Consider the following 18,688-nt stretch of genomic DNA (forward strand, 5'->3'; position numbering starts at 1 on the left):
TGATGATATGACGACAACGAGAATAAACAGGTGGGTCGCTGCGCTGTTGCTGGGTTCCGCAACATTAAGCTGCGCTGCAGCAGAGGAAAATGCACCGGTCAGCGCGGCCGGAGAGACGGCGCAGCAGGCCGTGCCGCAGCCGTCGGCTGCGCCGCTGCGAAACAGCCAGCTGAGCTTTGCTAAGCTGGCACCGCCGCCAGGCAGCATGACGCTGCGCGGAACGCGCACCACCGGGCAGATTGAGTTTGGGGTGCGCAGCGACGAAGTCGTCACGAGTGCTATGCTGAACCTCAGCTATCGGCCATCGCCTGCGCTGCTGCCGACCCTGTCGCAGCTGAAGATCTATCTCAACGATGAGCTGGTGAGCCTGATTACCCTGACGCCGGAGCAGATCGGCAAAGAGAATCAGACGCAGCTGCCGCTGGACCCCCGGTTTATCGCCGATTTTAACCGCGTCCGCTTTGAGCTGGTCGGTCACTACGCCAACATCTGTGAAAACCCGGCCAACAGCACCATCTGGCTCGATATCGGTAAAGCCAGCAGCCTGGATCTGACGCTGCAAAAGCTGCCGCTGAAAAATGACCTGTCACACTTCCCGGAGCCTTTCTTTGATGCGCGCGACACGCGGCCGCTGACCCTGCCGATGGTGTTTGCCGCCCAGCCCGATGTCGCGCAGCAGCGGGCTGCCGCCATCCTCGCCTCCTGGTTTGGCAGCAAAGCCGCCTGGCGCGGCCAGCGCTTCCCGGTCCTCTACAATCAGCTGCCGCAGCAACAGCACGCGGTGGTGTTTGCCACCAACGATGCGCGCCCGGCATTCCTGAAAGATTTGCCGCCGGTGAGCAAACCGACCGTAGAGATCGTCAGTCAGCCTGACAATCCCTATGAGAAAATGCTGCTGATTCTGGGCCGCAACGACGACGACCTGCTGACGGCCGTGCAGGGCATTGCGCAGGGCGAGTTACTGCTGCGGGGCGATACCTCCACCATTGACCGCGTCACGCTGCTGGCCCCGCGCCAGCCTTATGATGCGCCAAACTGGGTACGCACCGATCGCCGCACGACCTTTGCCGAGCTGACGCAATATGAAAATCAGTTGCAGTCTGACGGTCTGCAGCCTAATCCGATCAGCCTGACGCTGAATCTGCCACCCGATCTCTTCCTGGTGCGGGCGCGCGGTATCGATATGGATCTGAACTATCGTTACACCTCGCCCACCCAGCCGGACGGCTCCAGGCTGGCGGTCAACCTGAACAATCAGTTCATTCAGGACTACCCGCTGCAGCCGAAAAACACGGCCGGACAGCAGCTGCTGCACCTTCCCCTGCTGCAGGGAACGACAGACAAGAGTCATGAGCTGAAAATCCCGGCGCTCCGTCTGGGCGTGATGAATCAGCTGCGTTTCGATTTCGACTATGCCACCACCTTTATGGGCGGCACGGCGGACGGACGCTGCGAAACCGTCACCCCGGTGAGTAATCATGTGGTGGTGGACGACAACTCCAGCATCGACTTCTCCGGTTATCGCCACTACATCGAAATGCCGTCGCTGCAGACCTGGGCGAATGCCGGCTTCCCGTTCAGCCGCTACGCCGATCTCTCCCAGACGCTGGTGCTGGTTCAGCCGGATCCGGATGCGCAGCAGGTCGCTACCCTGCTGAATGCGCTGGGCAATATCGGCGCGCAGACCGGGTATCCGGCGCTGCGCGTGCAGCTTACCGACGACTGGCGCACGGCGCAGAAGCAGGACGCGGATCTGCTGCTGATCGGCGACATCCCCAAAGATCTTCAGGACGACCGCCGGATCAGCGCGCTGGTTGACGCCACCGCCAGCTGGCTGAAAACCCCGGCGCGACGGGCATCTCTGCCGGCTCAGACTCTCAGCGAGGCGGAACGCAGCGCAGAAAGCACCACCGCCATCGGCTCCCGGGGTCCGCTGGCCACCGTGATTGGTTTCCAGTCGCCGTTCTACGATCAGCGCAGTGTGGTTGCGCTGCTCGCCGATGGCAGTCCGCGCAGCTGGCAGCTGCTCGATGAGGCGCTGGCTGACAGCGGCAAGCGTGCGGCCATCTCAGGCTCTACGGCAATTGTCCGTGAGTCGGGTGTGAACAGTCTGCGTGTCGGCGAGACCTACTATGTGGGCCACCTCCCCTGGTGGGAGCGGCTCTGGGCCGCGCTGGCTACCCATCCTTTCTGGCTGGCGCTCTGCTCGGTGGGTGTCGTGGTGCTGTTTGCCATGCTGGTCTGGCGTCTGATGCGTCTTATCTCGCGCCGCCGTCTGCTTGATGATGAAGATGAATAAGTCGCTTCTGCTGCGGGCAGGTGTGCTGATCGGCCTGCTGGGTGCGCTGCCGGGGCAGGCTGCGCCTGTCGCCGGTCCGCAGGTTTCACCGGTTGACTGGCTGCTGACTCAGGTGCGCATCGGCGAATCGACCAACAAGTATGAGCTGGTGCAGCAGTCGCTCTACCGGCTGGAGAAGATTGACCCGGAGAATCCCCAGGTGCTGGCGGCGCGTCTGCGACTGGCGCTGCATCAGGGCGATCTCACCACCGCACAGACCCTGCTGGATCAGCTCAACCGGCTGGCGCCCGACTCCGCTGCGGCGCGGGAATCTGCCGCCGGCCTGCGCATGATGTCGTCTGACGGACGGCAGCAACTGCAGCAGGCGCGGCTGCTTGCCACCTCAGGACGACTGGCGGAGGCGAAAAGCGCCTACGATGCCCTGTTTAACGGCGTCTTCCCCGATTCTAACATTGCCCTGGAGTACTGGCGGCTGGTGGCGCGCCTTCCCGGCCAGGAAGATCTGGCCTGGCAACAGCTTCAGGTGCTGGAGCAGCGCTATCCTGGCAACGTCGGGGTCGGATTACAGATCGCCCGCATGGCCTTTGCGCGTCAGCAGCCGGAGCAGGCAATTACACAGCTGAAGCGGCTGGCGGAGCGCGGCGGCGGGCGTGAGGCCGCCGCTGACCTCTGGCTGCAGCAGATCACTGACCAGCCGGTCAGCGACAGCAGCGTGGCGCAGCTGAAAGCCTATCTGGCGGTATTTACCGACGGTGAGCCTCATCAGCAGGGTGTGGACGCGTTATCGAAGCAGCAGAGTCAGCTGGCCGATCCCGCCTATCGTGACCGGATGCAGGCGCTGGCGCGGGTCGATGCCGGTAACGCTGACAGCGCCATGCGCGCCCTCGAACGGGCGCTGAAGAGCAATCCCGGGGATGCCGAACTGATGGGCGCAATGGGGCAGATTCAGGCCCGCGCGGGCCATCGTGAGGTGGCCATTCGCTGGCTGGAGCGCGCGATTCAGGCGGGTCAGCAGAGCACGCTGATAGGCAAATGGCAGTCGCTGCTGCAGACCAGTCGTTACTGGCTGGCGATTGAGCAGGGTGATAAAGCGCTGGCGCAGCACGATATCGACGGGGCTGAAAAGGCCTACCGCGCGGCGCAAACCTATGACAGCAGCGACAGCTACGCCCTGATTGGTCTGGGTGATGTGGCGATGGCGCGCAACGATGCGCCCGGCGCTGAACGGTTCTGGCAAAAAGCGCGCCGGCTGGATGGCACCAATATCACCGCGGTGCGGCGGCTGGCAGGATTTTACCGGACGGTGTCGCCCGCCCGCGAGATGGCATTTATCGATACGCTGCCCGCCGACCAGCAGCGCGCTCTGGCCGACACGATTCGCACGCTGCGCAGCGACAGCCTGCGCGCGGAGGCCGATGCACTGGCGCAGCAGGGGCGCTGGCCCCAGGCCACCGATCGCTATCGCCAGGCACTGGCGCTGACGCCGGATAACGTCTGGCTCAGCTACCGGCTGGCGGGTGCGCTGCGTAACAGCGGTCGTGCGCAGCAGGCGGAGGCGGTGATGCGCGGCGTGGCGCAGCAGCACCCGCAGGATAGCACCGCGCTCTACGCCGCCGCCCTCTGGTTCTCGGGCAACGATAACGCCGCTGAGGCCAGCGCCACGCTGCATCGTCTGCCGGAAGCACAATGGAGCAGCGATATGCGCCAGCTGGCTGAGCGCCTGACGCAGGATCAGCGCTTTGCCGAGGCCGATGCCCTGCGCGAGGCGGGCGATGAGCCTGCCGCAATCGCGCTGCTTCGGCAGCAGCCGGATTCCAGCCGCCGCGATCTGACCCTGGCCGACTGGGCGCTGGCGCGGGGGGACGCGCAGCAGGCGCTGCAGGGGTATCAGCAGGTACTGTCACGCCAGGCGGACAACCGCGATGCGGCGCTGGGACGGATTGAGGCGCTGGTGGCGCTGCAGCGCAACGGCGAAGCCCGTCAGTCGCTGGAGACGCTGCCGCCGCAGCAGAGCACGCTGAATGCGGATCGCCGCGCGGCGCTGGCGTGGCAGGCGGTGGGTGAAACCACGCGGGCCGCGGCGCTGTTGACCGATCTGAAACAGCGTGCCGCCTCGCTGCCCCCTTCGCAGGATAAAGCGCTGGTCTATCGTGATGCAGCACGGCTGGAAGGGGCGCAGCAGCAGCCTGAACAGGCACTGGCAGACTATCGTCAGGCGATGACGGCCAGCGGCATCGCGAGCAGTGGCAATATCAGCCGCGCAACCCGCAACGATCCCCAGGATGACTGGCTGAAGCGCAGCCTGCGCAGCGACACGGCCGATCTCTACCGTCAGCAGCAGACCACGCTCACGGTGCAGCAGGACTATTCACGCAACAGCGGCACCGGCGGCATCTCCGATTTTACGGCGCACACCACCATGCTGCAGGCGGAACATCCGTTTGCCGATGGCCGGGGCTTTTTCCGTCTTGATCGGGTCGATGTCTCCGCAGGCACCTTTACTACCCGGAACGGCAGCATCGACGCCCTGTTTGGCAGCTGCGACGATGCCAATTCTGGCGGCTGTAATCGTGACAACCGCCAGCGCGATAGCGGGACGGCGCTGGCCGCGGGCTGGCATAACGCGACCTGGTCGGCTGACCTCGGTACCACGCCGCTGGGTTTTGAAGTCACGAACTGGACCGGCGGCCTGAGCTGGAAAACTGATGTGAAACAGCTCGGCGTCACACTGACGGCATCACGCAGGCCGATCGCCAGTTCGCTGCTCTCCTATGCCGGGACGCGCGATCCCGCAGCCAGCGGCGGCAAAAGCTGGGGCGGCGTGGTGGCCACCGGCGGCAGCATCGGGCTGAGTTACGATCAGGGCGGTGCGCATGGCGTCTGGGGCGACATCAGTGTGCATCAGATCACCGGCAAAAATGTCGCCGATAACAGCCGCGAGCGCCTGATGGGCGGCTATTACTATAAGCTCATCAACAGCGACAACCGCCGGGCGACCGTCGGGCTGAACAGCATGCTCTGGCACTATCAGAAGGATCTCAGCGATTACACCTTCGGCCAGGGCGGCTACTACAGCCCGCAGCAGTACCTCTCTTTTTCCGTGCCGGTCACCTGGCGGCAGCGGACAGAGAACTGGTCGTTTGATCTGGGCGGCTCTGTCTCCTGGTCCCATTCGCAAACCCATGCCCAGCAGCGCTATCCGGTTAATCCGGGCTATACCCTTGCCAGTAACCCCTCTTCTGCCAGCAGTTCCGGCGGCGGTACCGGCTATACGCTGCAGGCAGTGATTGAGCGACGGCTGACGTCGAACTGGTTTATCGGTGCCGGTGTGGATATCCAGCAGGCGAAGGATTACACCCCGAGTCACGGTCTGCTTTATGTGCGCTATGCTGCCGGTGGCTGGGAAGGGGACCTGGATATGCCGCCACAGCCGCTGACCCCTTACGCGGATTTTAAATAATCCTGACCGGGAAAAAGCCGGACTTTTCAGACGGTAAAAAAGTCAGTTTATGGGATATACTGGCTGGCATTGTACTGTCTGCTATCTGGGCTTTTTTCATCGTCAGGAGAGAATTTTTTGCGCGTAAGCCGGTCACTTACGATAAAGCAGATGGCGACGGTTTCGCTGGTTGCGGTTATCACCATCAGTATTTTTATCGTCATCCAACTGTTTCATTTTGTGCAGCAGCGCAGGATTGACTACGCCCAGCAGATGGAGAATATCGCCCACACCGTTCGTCAGCCGCTGTCGGAAGCGGTGCTGCGGGCCGATATCCCCCGGGCCGAACACATTCTTCACTCTCTGAAACCGGCCGGTATCCTGTCGCGCGCCGATGTGGTGCTGCCCAATGCATTTCAGGCGCTGCATGCTGACTTTGAGACAGAAAAACCGGTGCCGCGTCTGGTGGCCCGCCTGTTTGAGCTGCCGGTGCAGATTACGCTGCCGCTCTACTCGATAGAAAATACCAGAATGCCAAAACCGCTGGCTTATCTGGTGCTGCAGGCGAACTCAACGCGCGTCTACCAGTTTATCCTCAGCACGCTCTCGACCATGATTATCACCTATCTGCTGCTGGCGCTGATCCTCTCCGTGGCGATCAGCTGGTGCATCAACCGGCTGGTCGTCCATCCCCTGCGTCATCTCTCGCGCGAGCTGCAGGAGCTGCCGCCGCAGGCGATTCTGACCCATAAACTCTCCCTGCCGCACAGTCATCACGATGACGAAATCGGCATGCTGGTGCGCAGCTACAACCGCAATCAGCAGGTGCTGGAGTCGATTCATGATGAGATGAGCCGGCTGACCACCCACTTCCCGGTCACCGACCTGCCCAACCGCACCCTGTTCCTGGCGCTGGTCGAACAGTTCATGTGCAATCCTGACCGGTCGCTGGGTCTGATGGTGATCCGCATTGAAACCCTGCAGGAAGCCAACGGCATACTCAGCGATGAGCAGCGCGACACGCTTATGCTGACGCTGGTGGAGAAGATCCGCCATACGCTGGATGACCACACCCTGCTGGCGCAGACCGGCGTCAGCGATTTTGTCCTGCTGATGAAGCGCGCCAGTAATCCGTTCCGCGCCCTGCGTCTGGCGCGCAATCTGATGATTCGCCTTAATCAGCCGGTCAGCCTGCACCAGCTGCAGCTGCGCCCTAACGTCAGCATTGGTCTGGCGCTGCGCGACGATCAGCCGCTGAGCGCCAGTGAACTGCTGGACAGGGCGATCTCGGCGATGATGTCGGCCCGTCATCAGGGCAAAAATCAGATCCTCTTCTTTGACGCCGCGCTGACCGAGCGCGCACAGAAACGCCTGACCCAGGAGCATGACATTCTGCAGGGTCTGCACGATGAGCAGTTTGCTCTCTACCTGCAACCGCAGGTCGATATGCGCACCGGGGCACTGGCGGGCGCGGAAGCGCTGCTGCGTATGCGCCAGCCGGATGGCAGTTACGGCCTGACGGAAGAGTTTATCGCCAGCGCCGAGGAGATAGGCGTGATTAGTGCAGTGGGACGCTGGGTGTTTGAAGAGGCGTGCCGCATTCTGGCTGGCTGGCAGCGGCAGGGCATGATGCTGCCGCTGAGCGTGAATATCTCGGCGGTACAGTTGCGCGATACGGGCGTGGTCTCCCATCTGCAGTCTCTGCTGACCCGTCACCGCATCGCCCCTGGCACTTTTGTGCTGGAAGTGACCGAAACGGCGCATCTGGATGATGCAGAACAGGCGATAGCGATGCTGCGACTGTTGCAGCAGGCCGGGGTGGCGGTGGCGCTGGATGATTTCGGCATGGGCTACTCCAATCTCAACTATCTGCATCAGCTGAAAGCGTTGCCGGTCAATAAGCTGAAGATGGATCGCAGCTTTGTGGCGGCGCTGCCGGATGACGACACCATGGTCTGCATCGTGGCGGCTATCGCCGAGATTATCCACCTTGAGGTGATTGCCGAGGGCGTGGAAACCGCGGAGCAGCGTGACTGGCTGCTGGCGCGCGGCATTCACATCGGGCAGGGCTACCTCTACGCGGAAGCGCTGCCTCTGACCCGATTCAATCAGGCCTGGATAGGAAACTCCTCACTGCCGCAATAATTGCCTGATTCATTGATTTTGCGAGAATTTTAGTTACAAAACCCCTTGCTGAAGCGTTTCAGTTCAGAATTACGATCCTGACATTTCCTGGGGGTTTGTCGCCCTGTATTAATCACGTAAACACAGTGTTATTTTCGGGTTACTGTCAGGCGCCACCTCTGTTGCCCGCCAGTCACAATAACGAATCCGACAACATCACCTCACGGCGTTAGTGGACACCTGTTTATGAAAACCTCACTTTTTAAAAGCCTTTATTTCCAGGTGCTGATGGCGATTGGCATCGGCGTTTTGTTAGGCCATTTTTACCCGGAACTGGGGACCCAGATGAAGCCGCTGGGCGATGGCTTTGTTAAGTTAATCAAGATGATTATCGCCCCGGTCATCTTCTGTACCGTGGTGACCGGCATCGCCGGTATGGAAAGCATGAAAGCCGTCGGGCGCACCGGCGCTGTCGCGCTGCTCTATTTTGAAATTGTCAGTACCATCGCGCTGATCATTGGTCTGATCGTGGTTAACGTGGTGCAGCCAGGTGCGGGAATGAACGTTGATCCCGCCACCCTGGATGCCAAAGCGGTGGCGGTCTATGCGCAGCAGGCGGAACAGCAGGGCATCGTCGCCTTCCTGCTGGATGTCATCCCTAACAGCGTGATTGGCGCCTTTGCCAGCGGCAACATCCTGCAGGTGCTGCTGTTTGCCATTCTGTTTGGTTTTGCCCTGCATCGTCTGGGTAACACCGGCACGCTGATCTTCAACGTGATTGAGAGCTTCTCGAAAGTCATTTTCGGCATCATCAACATGATCATGCGTCTGGCACCGATAGGCGCCTTCGGCGCGATGGCGTTCACGATCGGTAAATATGGCGTGGGGTCACTGGTGCAGCTCGGCCAGCTGATCGTCTGCTTCTATATCACCTGTGTGCTGTTTGTGGTGATTGTGCTGGGGCTGATTGCGCGTCTGTTTGCCGGATTCAGCATCTTTAAGTTCATCGCCTATATCAAAGAGGAGCTGCTGATTGTGCTGGGCACCTCCTCGTCCGAGTCAGCGCTGCCGCGCATGCTGGATAAGATGGAGAAGCTGGGCTGTAAGAAGTCTGTGGTCGGGCTGGTGATCCCCACCGGTTACTCCTTTAACCTCGACGGCACCTCGATTTATCTGACCATGGCGGCGGTGTTTATTGCCCAGGCGACCAATGCCCACATGGATATTTTCCATCAGATCACGCTGCTGGTGGTACTGCTGCTCTCCTCGAAGGGCGCGGCAGGGGTGACCGGCAGTGGATTTATCGTGCTGGCGGCGACGCTCTCGGCGGTCGGCCATCTGCCGGTGGCGGGTCTGGCGCTGATTCTGGGTATCGACCGCTTTATGTCCGAAGCGCGTGCGCTGACTAACCTGATCGGAAACGGTGTGGCGACCGTGGTGGTGGCGAAATGGGTAGACCAGCTGGATCACAAACAGCTCAATGACACGCTCGCCGGCCGGAATAAAGAGAACAAAGCGTCCGAATCTTCAGTTTAATCATTGAATTTCACTTAAATCCCCTCAAATGCCCGCTGTCGCTTGCCCTGACAGCGGGCATTTGCATAATAAACCCCACTTGTTTTTTTTGACGTTTTTCACTTCGTTGCGCGACATCCTGAACTTCCTGTGGTCAAACACGTTGTTGTTGGATAACAGCGCGATTCGGCGCCAGCCGATTCGTTAATAACAGCGGCACGTCGCGCCAGTGATAACGATATTTGAATTATTTGAGTAGGGGTTCACATGCAGGGCACCAGAATTCGGCTTTTGGTTGGTGGATTAGTGCTGGCAGCAAGCAGCTATGGTCTCCAGGCAGAAACGCTGCAACCGGATCCGGCCTGGCAGGAAGGCAAGCTGGATAACGGATTTAACTGGCAGTTACTGGCCACACCGCAACGCCCCAGTGACCGCATCGAACTGCGGCTGGTGGTCAACACCGGCTCACTGGTGGAGAGTGCGCAACAGACCGGCTTCAGCCATCTGCTGTCGCGTCTGGCCATGGTGCACAACACCGCGCTCGACACCCAGCAGCAGCGCGCGCTATGGCAGCAGGCGATGGATCCTCAGCGCCCCCTGCCGCCCGTCATCGCCTCTTATGATTCCACCCAATATAATCTGAGCCTGCCGAACAACCGCCCTGAGCTGCTGAAAGAAGCGCTGAACTGGCTGGCGGCCACGGCGGGCAATATGGCGATTACCGAACAGGTGGTGAGCACCGCGCTGACGGCCTCCGATCCGGTCGCCACCTGGCCGAAAGATACGCAGGATGTCTGGTGGCGCTACCGCCTGAAAGGCTCGGCGCTGCTGGCGCACGATCCTGCGGCGCAGCCACGCGCCCCGGTTGATTTAACCCAGCTCAACGACTTTTATCATCAGTGGTACACCCCGGATGCGATGACGCTCTACGTGGTCGGCAATGTCGACAGCCGCAACCTCTCTGAGCAGATCAACAAAACCTTCTCGGCACTGACCGGCAAACGCGAAACACCTGCGCCACTGCCCACCCTCTCCCCGCTGCCGCACGAGCCGGTGAATCTGGTCAGCAGCAACATGACGCAGGATCGCCTCTCACTGGTGTGGGATACGCCGTGGCAGCCGATTCGTGACTCGCAGAATCTGCAGCGTTACTGGCAGGGCGATCTGGCCCGTGAAGCGCTGTTCTGGCACGTTCAGCGCGCGCTCAGTGACAGCAAAGCGCAGGGCATACAGGTGGGATTTGACTGCCGCGTGCTCTATCAGCGTGCGCAGTGCTCGATCAATCTGGATGGACGCAACGACAGTCTGGCGCAGAATATGAATCTGGTGGCTCGCGAGCTGGCTAACGTGCGCGATAAAGGCTTACCGCAGGAGGAGTTTGATGCGCTGATGGCGCAGAAGCTGCTGGAGCTGAATAAGCTGTTCACCACCTATGCCCGCACCGACACCGATGTGCTGATGAGCCAGCGGCTGCGCTCCCAGCAGAACGCCGTGGTCGATATTGCGCCTGAGCAGTATCAGAAGCTGCGGCAGGCCTTCCTGGCGGGTCTGACCCGCGAGCAGTTAAACCAGGAGCTGCGCCAGCAGCTGACCCAGGAACTGATGATGGTTCTGATCCAGCCGGAAGGCGAAGCGGAAACCAACGTGAAAAGCCTGCAAAACAGCTGGGACAAAGTGATGGCACCGTCAGCGGCACCGGCGGCCAGCAATGAAGCCACGCCGCCGGACAGCAACGTCAAAGACGTGCCGCCTGCGGCTTAAGATCAGGTCTTTGCCCTGAGCCACTCGGTCACTAACATCGGCCAGCTGGCGAGGGGCAAATCTGCCACACCGCGGATACCGAATCCGTGCCCGCCTTTTTGATAGAAATGCACCTCTGCCGGGACCTTATGCTCCCGCAACGCACTGAAAAACGCCATGCTGTGATTCACCGAAACGGCTTCGTCGTCGGCGGCGTGGATCAACAGCGTTGGCGGCACCAGTGGGTGAACCCGGGTTTCCAGGGAGTAGGCCTCAATCGTTTTCTGATCGGGCCAGGCACCCAGCAGGCGGGTTCGGGCGCCTTCATGGGCAATGCCATCACGCATGCTGATCAGCGGATAGACCAGGATCATCGCATCCGGGCGAGGTGAGAAGTTTTCTGCGCCATCCTGCACCGGATAGAGTTTTTCCGCGAAGCGTGTGCCCAGGCTGGCCGCGACGTGGCCACCCGCCGAAAAGCCCATCATCACAATGTACTTTCCATTCAGGCCGCGCTGCGCCCGTTCACGCAGCACACGCACGGCGCGCTGTGCATCGGCCAGCGGCGCATCGGGGCCTTCATGATGACCATCATAGGGCAGGCGGTAGGTCATGACCGCCAGGGTATAGCCCATTGAGGTGAAGAAGGTCGCCAGGGCGCTGCCTTCACGGTCGATCATCACACGCTGATAACCTCCGCCTGGCGCGACCAGCAGGGTGATCCCGTTGGATTCGACCGGATGCCAGATCGCCATCTCCGGGCAACGTACACCGGTGGCGGCGCGATCGTAAGGCTCATACTCTTTTGCCATATCGACGATCTGCGGCTGTGCCCGCGAATCGCTGGCACCTGGCGCATCACCGTGTGGCCAGATATTAATGATTTCTGTGTGCATAAATAGGTCCTGATGCGGAGAATATTTTAGTTGTTTTGTTCACGGCCGGAGAGCACAGCGTCCTGCTGTTGTTGATTAAAAGATGGTCTTTTTTACGGCGAACGTCCATCCGAAAAGGGCCGAATCGGGCAGATTCGGACTATGCCTGGTGGCGCCCGGGTGGTTATAACTGGCTAATTTTATTCAATAAATTATAAGTCTGATTGAAGGGGGTGGCCGGGTCGCCTGTGCGATTAACCACAATTTTTCAGCGTAAGGGAAATGAGTGGCATGGCCCGCTTTATTAGCCGAAATTTACCGGATATCACACTGCGGGCGCTTAAGAGGCGATAATGATTTTATCCCCGCGTGATCCGGGCCTGGAGGCAGGGGAGAAGTACCAGTCTCATTTGAGACTGTTTATGATTCATGGCGACAGGGCAGTTTCCGGTTGGTTGATACGGTTTAACATATCATCATCCGTTCCTACACAACGGTAAGATGCATGCCATGTCTGAACCCACACTCTCTGCCAGACAGACGTTTACGCGACTGTGGCCCACCATTTCACCCTTCAGGCTGGGCCTGGTGGTCGCCGGGATAGCCCTCATCGTCAACGCCGCCATAGACCCGTTTATGCTGACATTGCTGAAAAGCCTGCTGGACGATGTGATGGGCAGGCGGCATGCGGGGATGCTGCTGTGGATGCCGCTGGTGATTATCGGGCTGATCCTGATCCGCGGCGTCAGCGGCTATATCTCCGGTTACTGTATCTCCTGGGTCTCCGGTAAAGTGGTGATGAGCCTGCGCCGTCGTCTCTTCAGCCATATGATGGGGATGCCGGTGGCGTTCTTTGATCAGCAATCAACCGGCACGCTGCTCTCCCGCATCAGCTACGATTGCGAGCAGGTCGCCTCCGCCTCTTCCGGCTCGCTGGTCACGGTGGTGCGTGAAGGTGCCTCTATCCTTGGCCTGTTTGTCATGATGTTTTACTACAGCTGGCAGCTTTCCCTGATCCTGCTGGTACTTGCGCCCGTGGTGTCGCTGGCGATCCGCCTCGTCTCCCGGCGCTTTCGCCGCATCAGCAGGAACATGCAGGACACCATGGGGCAGGTCACCTCCCATGCTGAGCAGATGCTGAAAGGGTATAAAGAGGTGCTGATGTTCGGCGGTCAGCGGGTGGAGACAGAGCGGTTTGGGCAGGTCAGCAACAGGATGCGTCGCCAGGGGATGAAAATGGTGTCGGCCACCGCGTTGTCCGATCCGCTTATCCAGTTAATCGCCTCTTTCGCACTGGCTTTTGTGCTCTATGCGGCCAGTTTTCCGTCGGTAATGACGACGCTGACGGCGGGCACCCTCAGCGCGGTCTTTTCCGCCATGCTGATGCTGATGCGTCCGTTAAAGTCCCTGACCAGCGTCAATGCGCAGTTCCAGCGCGGCATGGCCGCCTGCCAGACACTGTTTGCGATTCTGGATACTGAGCAGGAAAAAGATGAGGGCACCCGCGTTATCGGACGCGCCGCCGGTCATATCGCGTTCCGCAACGTCAGCTTCACCTATCCCGGTTCGGAAACGCCCGCCCTGAACGCAATCAATATTGATATCCCGGCCGGGAAAACGGTCGCCCTGGTAGGCCGTTCCGGCTCAGGTAAATCGACCCTCGCCAGCCTGCTCACGCGTTTTTACGATATCGACAGCGGCGAAATTTTGCTGGATGGGCACGATCTGCGTGACTACACCCTGGCCTCGCTGCGCGAGCAGATGGCGCTGGTCTCTCAGCATGTTCATCTGTTCAATGACACCATCGCCAACAATATCGCCTATGCCCGTCGTGATCTCTTCAGCCGCGCCGCGGTCGAACAGGCGGCGCAGATGGCTCATGCCATGGAATTCATCAATAAAATGGAGAACGGGCTGGATACGATGATTGGGGAGAATGGGGTGCTGCTGTCGGGTGGACAGCGCCAGCGCATTGCCATTGCCCGCGCCCTGTTGCGCGACAGTCCCGTTCTGATCCTCGACGAAGCGACCTCGGCCCTCGATACCGGCTCAGAACGGGCGATTCAGTCTGCGCTGGAGACGCTGCAGCAGAACCGCACCACGCTGATTATTGCGCACCGGCTCTCAACCATTGAGAAAGCCGATGAGATCCTGCTTATCGAAGAGGGCCGGATTGTTGAGCGCGGCTCGCATCAGCAGCTGCTGCAGCAGAACGGCGCTTATGCCCGGCTTTATCAGATGCAGTTCAGTCAGGCATCGCCTCTGCCGGAATAATCGCGCCACGATGCTGAATCACCGTGCTGGCGATCAGATGCCCGCGCTGTGCGGCGGCTTCAGCCGATGCGCCGGTCAGGCGGCGCGCCAGATATCCGGCGCTGAACGAATCGCCCGCGGCCGTCGTATCCACCACCTTCTCCTTCGCCAGCCGGACCGCAGGCACCTCAATCAGCGGCGCATCACCCGTGGCGACCAGGCAGGCCTCCGCACCCCGCTTAATCACAATTTCGCTGGCGCCTGCTTCGCGGGTTCGCGCGATAACCTCCTCCAGCGGCTGCTCGCCCCACAGCAGATGTTCATCATCCAGGGTGAGAAAGGCGATATCGGTACAGCTGAGCATGGCGCGATACGCGCTCTGCGCACTGGCCCGATCGGCCCATAAACGCGGGCGATAGTTATTATCGAAAATCACCCTGCCGCCCTCTGCCCGGCAGCGGGCCAGAAGCTGCATCAGTTTTTCCCGGCTGGCAGCGGGCAGAATCGCCAGACTGATGCCGCTGAGGTAAAGATAGTCATAGTGCGCCAGCTGGTCGGCGATCGCCTCTGACTGCGGGCTGTCGAGCCAGTAGCGGGCCGCGGCGTCGCTGCGCCAGTACCAGAAGGTGCGCTCGCCCTCCGCATCGGTTTCAATCACATACAGGCCTGGCATTTTATTATCGAGACGCTGAATCAGGCCGGTGTTGACCTTCTCCTGCTGCCAGGCGGTTATCATCTGATCGCTGAACGAATCCGTCCCCAGAGCCGTGACGTAATCGACCCGTAACTGCTGCTCATCCACCTGGCGGGCGAGATAAACCGCCGTGTTCAGCGTATCGCCGCCAAAACCCCGTTTAATGTTCTCACCCTTTTCCGACAGCTCAATCATGCATTCGCCGATAATGGCAATTTTCTTCTGCGTCATGGTTTGCAACCCGTAGTGAAAGAGTACTCAGTCTCGCGTCTGGTATGGCAGTCGTCAACGCTTTTAAAACGCTGTTTTGATTTAGCTTAAGGTGCAGGAGAGGGCTAATCTGGCGGATAAGAGGCGCTAATTTCGGCTTTTTTTACCGATTATGCGGGCGACGCAGCTGATAGACTTTCCCTTTTTGTGGCCGGGTCGTTCATCTCTTTACCACAGACACTCACGATAATCGCAGCTGCGTCACCCGTTTTGGGGACATATTATCAACCAGGAAAATACCATGGTGATGGAGAGTATTAGTCAATGGCTGCCGTCTTCAATTGACCCTGATTATCAAACGGAAACCCCGCTCTTCTGGCAACAGTGCCAGCGGCGCTATCGGTTCCAGCCTATCTATCGGGTAACCGGTCGGTTACTCGCCATTGAACTGCTGACCGCCGTTTCTCATCCTGCCCAGCCGGAACGGAATCTGTCACCCGAGGCCTGGTTTGCCGGGCTCGATATCGCCCAGCGCCTCAATGTGATCTATGAGCAGCTGGAACTGCTGACGCAGTGGTCCGCCTTCTTCGAGCGCAACGGTGTGGTCGCGTCGGTCAACATCGATGGCCCCTCGCTGCTCTCCATTCAGCACCGGCCCGCCATTCGTCGCCTGATCGCCCGCCTGCCCTGGATCCGCTTTGAGCTGACAGAGCATCATGCGCTGCCACAGGCGGAGAGAGTCGCTAAGATCCCGGAACTGGGCCCGCTGTGGCTGGATGATTTTGGCTCTGGCATGGCCAATTTCTCCGCGCTGACCGAACTGAAATATGACTACATCAAGCTGTCGCGCGACCTGTTTATTCTGCTGGGCAGTTCTGATGAAGGGCGCAGCCTCTTTTCGATGCTGCTGGCGCTCATCAATCGCTACTGCAACGGCGTGATTGTCGAGGGCGTGGAAACGGAAGAGCAGTGGCAGCAGGTCAGGGGTTCCCCGGCCATCGCGGCTCAGGGCTACTACTTTTCGCGGCCTGTCCCATTTTCTGAACTGAATCATCTGACTCTCCAGCTTCCCTGATGCCGTTGCCCGCCGTCTCGACTATCTTTAACGCAGGCCGTGAAAGAGCAAGGAGAAAGCGACATGTCGCGTACCGGGAAAATCGTCAGTTGGGTTGCAGGTATTCTGGTGTTGTTGATTGTGGTGATTATTGTGGTGATCGCGACATTTGACTGGAACCGCCTGAAGCCCACCATCAATCAGAAAGTCTCAACCGAACTCAATCGTCCTTTTGCCATCCGCGGGGATCTGGGGATCGACTGGGTGCGCCATCGCGACGAGTCGGGCTGGCGGCGCTGGGTGCCGTGGCCGCAGATACACGCCGAAGATATCATGCTGGGTAACCCGCCCGGCATTCCTGATGTCACCATGGTCCATCTGCAACGGGCCGACGCGACGCTGGCACCGCTGTCGCTGCTGCACAAAGAGCTTTTCATCCCGTGGATTAAGCTGCAGCGACCCGATGCGCGCCTGATTCAGACGGCGGATAAAAAGAATAACTGGACGTTCGATCTCGCCAGTAGTGACAAGGATGACAAGGACAGCGCGCCTTCGGCCTGGTCCTTCCGGCTGGATAATATCCTGTTTGATCAGGGGCAAATCCGCTATCGCGATGCGGTTAACCGCGCCGATGTCACGGTACAGGTGAATCCGCTGGGCAAACCGGTGCCCTATGCGCAGATTGCCGGCGGTGACGATCAGCAGAAGGGCGCGGGAGACTTCGTCTTTGGCTGGCAGGCCAGTGGCACCTACAAAAATGAAAAGCTCAGCGGTGAAGGCAGGATTGGCGGCATGCTCTCGCTGCGCAGCCAGAACACCCCTTTCCCGGTGCAGGCCGATGTGCGAAACGGCACCACGCGGGTTCAGGTAACCGGGGGCGTGCAGGACCCGATGAACCTGGGCGGACTGAATGTGCGTCTGCGTTTCTCCGGCGATACGCTGGCGAACCTCTATGGCCTGACCGGCGTTCTGCTGCCTGATACCCCGCCTTATGAAACGGACGGCCATCTGATCGCGAAATTCAGCTGGGAAAAGGGCGCGGTCTACCGCTATGAGAAATTTAACGGTCATATCGGCGACAGCGATATTCATGGCTCGCTGATCTACACGCAGGGCAAACCGCGTCCCACCCTCACCGGGGAACTCACCTCTGAGCAACTGCGCATGGCCGATCTGGGGCCGCTGATTGGTGTGAACTCCGGCAAAGGGAGTGAGAAGACCGCCCAGGCCAAAGCCCGGCGCGGTGAGAAATCGAATCAGCCTGCTGACCGTGTGCTGCCGCACGACAGGTTTGAAACCAAAAGCTGGGATGTCATGGATGCCGACGTGAAGTTCAGCGGCAAACGTATCGAACACAGCAACTCACTGCCGCTAAGCGATCTCTATACCCACTTACAGCTCAAAAACGGCGATCTGCTGCTGGACCCGCTGCGCTTTGGTATCGCGGGCGGCAATCTCAACAGCACTATCCGGCTGGAGGGCGATCGCTCACCGATGCGTGGCCGGGTTGACCTGCATGCACGCAAGCTGCGTTTGCGTCAGCTGTTCCCGGATGTGCAGGCGATGAAGAACAGCCTGGGTCAGCTCAACGGTGATGCCAGCTTTACCGGCACCGGCAACTCGGTCGCCGACCTGCTGGCGACCAGCAACGGTCAGCTGAAGCTGTTGATGAATGACGGGCTGATCAGCCGCAATCTGATGGAGATCGCCGGACTCAACGTGGGTAACTACGTGGTCGGCAAACTCTTTGGCGACGATCAGGTGCGCATCAACTGCGCGGCCACCGATATCAGACTGCAGAATGGTCTGGCGACGCCGAACCTGTTTGTGTTTGATACCGAGAACGCGATTATCAATGTGTCAGGGAACGCCAACTTCGCCAGTGAGCGACTGGATCTGTCGATCAATCCGGAGAGTAAAGGTGTGCGCATCGTCACGCTGCGCTCCCCGCTCTACGTGCGCGGCACCTTTAAGAATCCGGATGCGGGCGTGAAAGCGGGGCCACTGCTGGCCCGTGGGGCCGCTGCCGTGGCGCTGGGTGCGGTCGTGGGACCGGCAGCGGCGCTGCTGGCACTGATCTCCCCCAGCGACAACGAAGACAACCAGTGCAGCAACGTTCTGCAGCAGATGAAGCAGAAGAAGTAACTAGTTGCGGTAGAGCACTTTGATAATGTGATAACCAAAGCCGGTCTTTACCGGCCCGTAAGGCGTCAGCAGCGGGCAGGTAAAGACCGCTTTATCAAAGGCCGGTACCATCTGCCCCTGCCGGAACTCGCCCAGATCGCCCCCCTTACGGCCGGAAGGACAGGTCGAATGCTTCTTCGCCAGCTGCTGGAAATTGCCGCCCTTCGCCAGTTTCGCCAGAATCTCTTTTGCCAGCGCTTCCTCTTTGACCAGGATGTGTAAAGCCGCCGCGGTTTTCGCCATGTTGGTATCTCGGTTGTGTATAATTGCCGCCCAGTATAAACCCCTTTCTTTTGATTCA

At 59.8% G+C, this 18,688-nt stretch carries 11 protein-coding genes; 8 read left to right on the forward strand and 3 right to left on the reverse strand.

Annotated features, from left to right (window positions below):
• Nucleotides 1-7: 7 nt before the first annotated feature.
• The 5 genes from bcsB to AC6I7A_RS00600 all read left to right on the forward strand — a co-directional run bounded on the left by bcsB (nt 8) and on the right by AC6I7A_RS00600 (nt 11,138).
• Nucleotides 8-2,299, forward strand: a complete 2,292-nt coding sequence (gene bcsB, locus AC6I7A_RS00580) for a cellulose biosynthesis cyclic di-GMP-binding regulatory protein BcsB (protein ID WP_058958316.1) — start codon at nt 8-10, stop codon at nt 2,297-2,299.
• A complete protein-coding gene (bcsC, locus tag AC6I7A_RS00585; RefSeq protein ID WP_058958317.1) occupies nt 2,292-5,759 on the forward strand; it encodes a cellulose synthase complex outer membrane protein BcsC in 3,468 nt (1,155 codons plus the stop codon). Before bcsB ends, bcsC begins: the two co-directional genes overlap by 8 nt.
• A 117-nt stretch (nt 5,760-5,876) precedes the next feature.
• Nucleotides 5,877-7,883, forward strand: coding sequence for a biofilm formation regulator HmsP (gene hmsP, locus AC6I7A_RS00590; RefSeq protein ID WP_072215529.1), 2,007 nt, complete (start codon nt 5,877-5,879; stop codon nt 7,881-7,883).
• A gap of 225 nt (nt 7,884-8,108) precedes the next feature.
• Nucleotides 8,109-9,398 (forward strand): dicarboxylate/amino acid:cation symporter, encoded by a 1,290-nt coding sequence (locus AC6I7A_RS00595; protein WP_009088401.1) that lies wholly within the window; start codon nt 8,109-8,111, stop codon nt 9,396-9,398.
• 246 nt (nt 9,399-9,644) lie between these two features.
• The gene (locus AC6I7A_RS00600) at nt 9,645-11,138 is read left to right on the forward strand and encodes a M16 family metallopeptidase (RefSeq protein WP_009088402.1); all 1,494 of its coding nucleotides are present in this window, start codon (nt 9,645-9,647) and stop codon (nt 11,136-11,138) included.
• Between the two features lie 2 nt (nt 11,139-11,140).
• Here AC6I7A_RS00600 and AC6I7A_RS00605 read toward each other — a convergent pair whose 3' ends face one another.
• A complete protein-coding gene (locus AC6I7A_RS00605) occupies nt 11,141-12,013 on the reverse strand; it encodes an alpha/beta hydrolase (RefSeq protein ID WP_009088404.1) in 873 nt (290 codons plus the stop codon).
• A gap of 489 nt (nt 12,014-12,502) precedes the next feature.
• Between AC6I7A_RS00605 and msbA the strand changes: the two genes are divergently transcribed.
• Nucleotides 12,503-14,266 (forward strand): lipid A ABC transporter ATP-binding protein/permease MsbA, encoded by a 1,764-nt coding sequence (gene msbA / locus AC6I7A_RS00610; RefSeq protein WP_498004210.1) that lies wholly within the window; start codon nt 12,503-12,505, stop codon nt 14,264-14,266.
• On the opposite strand, the gene kdgK is transcribed toward msbA, so the two are convergent.
• Nucleotides 14,238-15,170, reverse strand: a complete 933-nt coding sequence (gene kdgK / locus AC6I7A_RS00615; protein WP_009088407.1) for a 2-dehydro-3-deoxygluconokinase — start codon at nt 15,168-15,170, stop codon at nt 14,238-14,240. The genes msbA and kdgK overlap by 29 nt on opposite strands.
• Nucleotides 15,171-15,450: 280 nt before the next feature.
• Here kdgK and pdeH point away from each other — a divergent pair, with 280 nt between their 5' ends.
• Nucleotides 15,451-16,224, forward strand: coding sequence for a cyclic-guanylate-specific phosphodiesterase (gene pdeH / locus AC6I7A_RS00620; RefSeq protein ID WP_058958109.1), 774 nt, complete (start codon nt 15,451-15,453; stop codon nt 16,222-16,224).
• Between the two features lie 63 nt (nt 16,225-16,287).
• Entirely contained in the window at nt 16,288-18,348 is a 2,061-nt protein-coding gene (locus tag AC6I7A_RS00625; protein WP_058958108.1) for an AsmA family protein, read from the forward strand.
• Here the strand turns inward: AC6I7A_RS00625 and ppiC are convergent, their stop codons facing one another.
• The gene (gene ppiC / locus AC6I7A_RS00630; RefSeq protein ID WP_009088412.1) at nt 18,349-18,630 is read right to left on the reverse strand and encodes a peptidylprolyl isomerase PpiC; all 282 of its coding nucleotides are present in this window, start codon (nt 18,628-18,630) and stop codon (nt 18,349-18,351) included.
• Nucleotides 18,631-18,688: the final 58 nt, after the last annotated feature.

Source organism: Type-F symbiont of Plautia stali, assembly GCF_059731105.1.